2 protein-coding genes are annotated in these 3,064 nt (G+C 61.1%); both read left to right on the top strand.

Annotation, left to right across the window (positions count from 1 at the left end; all coding sequences use genetic code 11):
- The first annotated feature begins 127 nt into the window (after positions 1 to 127).
- Positions 128 to 1,570, top strand: coding sequence for a TldD/PmbA family protein (locus DU29_RS0128810; RefSeq protein WP_028624793.1), 1,443 nt, complete (start codon positions 128 to 130; stop codon positions 1,568 to 1,570).
- Complete coding sequence (locus DU29_RS0128805; protein ID WP_028624792.1) at positions 1,570 to 2,907, top strand: TldD/PmbA family protein; 1,338 nt, start codon at positions 1,570 to 1,572, stop codon at positions 2,905 to 2,907. The genes DU29_RS0128810 and DU29_RS0128805 overlap by 1 nt, the downstream gene beginning before the upstream one ends.
- The last annotated feature ends 157 nt before the right edge of the window (positions 2,908 to 3,064 follow it).

The following is a 3,064-nucleotide window of genomic DNA, read 5'->3' as shown; positions in this document are numbered from 1 at the left end:
GATACACCCCAACAATCCCGCCCCACCCTTGATCTACCCCCCGCCCAGGCCTAATCTAGCGCCACGCAAACGTTCACCCCCTCGCGACACCGCAGCATCGCCACTCCATACCAGGGAGGTCCCCCGAATGTTCGATTTCCACCCCCAGCTCAAGCAGCGCTTCGCTGCGTTGCGCACGGGCGCTGAATATTTTTCGCTGCGTTATGTGCGCGAATCCGGTCAGCATCTATCGGTGCGCAAGAACGTTGCCGAACCTCCGACCCTCAGCCGCGATGAAGGGGCGATGCTGACCGTGCGCGTCAACGGCGTTGAGGCCTACGCCGCGACCAACGACCTGTCGCTATCCGGCCTGCAATCTGCGTTGGAGAAAGCCGAGCAACAGGCTCGCGCACTCAAACCGCACGCCCTGCTCGATCTGCGAGAGCAAGCCGTTTCCAGCGAACGCGCCGACTATTTTTCGCCGAACCTCGAACAACCTTTTCCCTCCCTGAGTGACTGCTATCAATTGCTCGGCGCCGAGTCCGCCTCCGTGCCGAAGGATGAGCGGCTGGTGAACTGGCAGGTGAGCATCGGTATCACCCACGTCGAGCAGATCTATCTCAACAGCGCGGGCGCCGAATTGCGCCAGGTCCAGCGTTTCGTCTACCCCGGTCTGGACGTCACGGCGTACGACGGTCACGACAGCCAGACGCGCAGCCTCGGCCGGGAGAACTTTGGCCAGCAAGGCAGCGCCGATGTCATCAGCCGCTGCGGCCTGACCGGCGCGGGCCCGACCGTGGCTGAACAGGCGCTGCAATTGTTGCTGGCCCCCAACACCCCGCAAGGCCCGCGCGACCTGCTGTTGATGCCCGACCAGATGATGCTGCAGATCCACGAATCGATCGGCCACCCACTGGAACTGGATCGAATTCTGGGCGACGAGCGCAATTACGCAGGCACCAGTTTCGTCAAGGCTGAGGATTTCGGCCATCTGCAATACGGCTCGACACTGCTCAACGTCACGTTCGACCCGGACATTCCCGAGCAACTGGCGAGCTACGGCCATGACGACGACGGCACGGCAGCCAGCAAGCAATTCCTGATCAAGCAAGGTTTACTGCTGCGCCCCTTGGGCGGTGCGTTGTCGCAATTTCGCGCAGGCATGGACGGCGTCGCCAACAGCCGCGCGTGTGGCTGGAACCGGCCGCCGATCGATCGCATGGCCAACCTCAATATCGAGCCCGGCGATCAACCCCTGGAGCAACTGATCGGCAACATCGAGCACGGCATTTTGATGAGCACCAACCGCTCGTGGTCGATCGACGATGCGCGCAACAAATTCCAGTTCGGTTGCGAATGGGGGCAATTGATCGAAAACGGCGAGCTCAAAGGCGTGGTGAAAAATCCGAACTACCGGGCGATTTCCGCGCACTTCTGGAAAAGTCTCAGCGCGGTCGGCGACGCCAGCACGTTCAAGGTTCTGGGCACGCCGAACTGCGGCAAGGGCGAGCCAAACCAAGTGATCCGCGTGGGCCATGCGTCGCCGGCCTGCGTGTTCAGCCATGTGGATGTGTTTGGAGGAGATGCCTGATGAGTGTTGTGAAAAGTCAGGCGGAATCGTTCAAGGCGCTGGTCAACTGGTTGCGGGATGCGATCCTCGAACCGGAACAATTCACCCTCAGCTACGCCGCCGAATCATCCGCCTTCGTGCGCTTCAACCACGCCAAGGTGCGTCAGGCGGGGCAGGTTCAGCAAGCGAGCGTCGGCTTCAAACTGATCAACAACGGACGTCACGCTGACCTCGATATCACGCTGTCGGGCGATGCCGAGGTCGACCTTCAACGGCTGGCCGAAGGTCTGCAGCAACTGCGCGAAACCTTGCCGCTGTTGCCGGCGGATCCTTATCTGCTGCTCAATCACAACGGCTGGCAGAGCAAGAATGTGCAGGATGTTCCGCTTCCCGATACCGAACAGGTGGTCGCTGAGATCGCTCAGGCCGCCGAGGGTCTGGACCTGGTCGGGTTCTACGCCGCAGGGCCGATCAGCCGTGGCTTTGCCAGTTCCTCAGGCGCGTTTGGCTGGCATCAGGCGAATAGCTTCAACTTCGACTTCAGCCTGTTTCATGAAAACGGTCAGGCGGTGAAAGCCAGTTACGCCGGGCATGACTGGAGCAGTGAAGGTTTTGCCCGGCGCTTTGAGCAGGCCCGCGAACAGCTCGAATTCCTCGGTCGGCCATTGCGTACGTTGGCGCCGGGGCAGTACCGCGCGTACCTGGCGCCGGCGGCGATGGAAGAAATCATGGGCATGCTGAGCTGGGGCGGATTTTCCGCGCAGGCAATCGCCAGCAAGAGCAGCGCATTACAGAAGCTGTACGCGGGCGAGAGTGCGTTCAGCCCCTTGCTGTCGCTGGATGAAAAAGTCAGCGGATCTTTGAGCCCGGCGTTTTCCGGCGAGGGCTATCCGCGCAATGATCTCGGATTAATCGTCAAGGGTCAGGCCGGCGCGCAGATGGTCAGTTCACGCAGTGCGGCCGAATACGGTCTGACCGCCAACGGTGCCGGCGCGGGCGAGATGCCGAGCGCCTTGAACATGGCCGCGGGGACGTTGGCCGATGCAGAGATTCTCAAACAATTGGGAACCGGGCTGTACATCAGCAATCTGTGGTACTTGAACTACTCGGATCAACCGGCCGCGCGTATGACCGGCATGACCCGCTTTGCGACCTTCTGGGTCGAGAACGGCGAGATTCAGGCACCGGTCAGCACGATGCGTTTTGATGACAGTGCGTTCAGTTTGCTCGGTTCTCAGCTGGAGGCGTTGACCGAACAGCGCGAATTGTTGCTATCGGCCAGCACCTACAGTCAGCGGGCGACGGCGTCGGCGTTGTTGCCGGGTGCGTTGATCAGCCGATTAACCTTGACCCTTTAAACACCGATCCTCCGCACACAGGACTCCCTGTGGCGAGGGGATTTATCCCCGTTCGGCTGCGCAGCAGTCGTAAATCCGGCTAACGCGACCTGTCTGTCAAACCGCGTCTGCCAATTTGGGGCCGCTTCGCAGCCCAACGGGGATAAATCCCCTCGCC

Origin of the sequence: Pseudomonas sp. Ant30-3 (assembly GCF_000690905.1) — a bacterium.
Taxonomy (GTDB): Bacteria; Pseudomonadota; Gammaproteobacteria; order Pseudomonadales; family Pseudomonadaceae; genus Aquipseudomonas.
The sequence above is the reverse complement of the archived record's forward strand: the minus strand, read 5'-3'. Positions and strand labels throughout refer to the sequence as shown.

Bases quoted from the DNA above. Each gene is read 5' to 3' on its own strand.
- DU29_RS0128805 (WP_028624792.1), top strand. From the start codon at position 1,570: ATGAGTGTTGTGAAAAGTCAGGCGGAATCGTTCAAGGCGCTGGTCAAC.
- DU29_RS0128810 (WP_028624793.1), top strand. From the start codon at position 128: ATGTTCGATTTCCACCCCCAGCTCAAGCAGCGCTTCGCTGCGTTGCGC.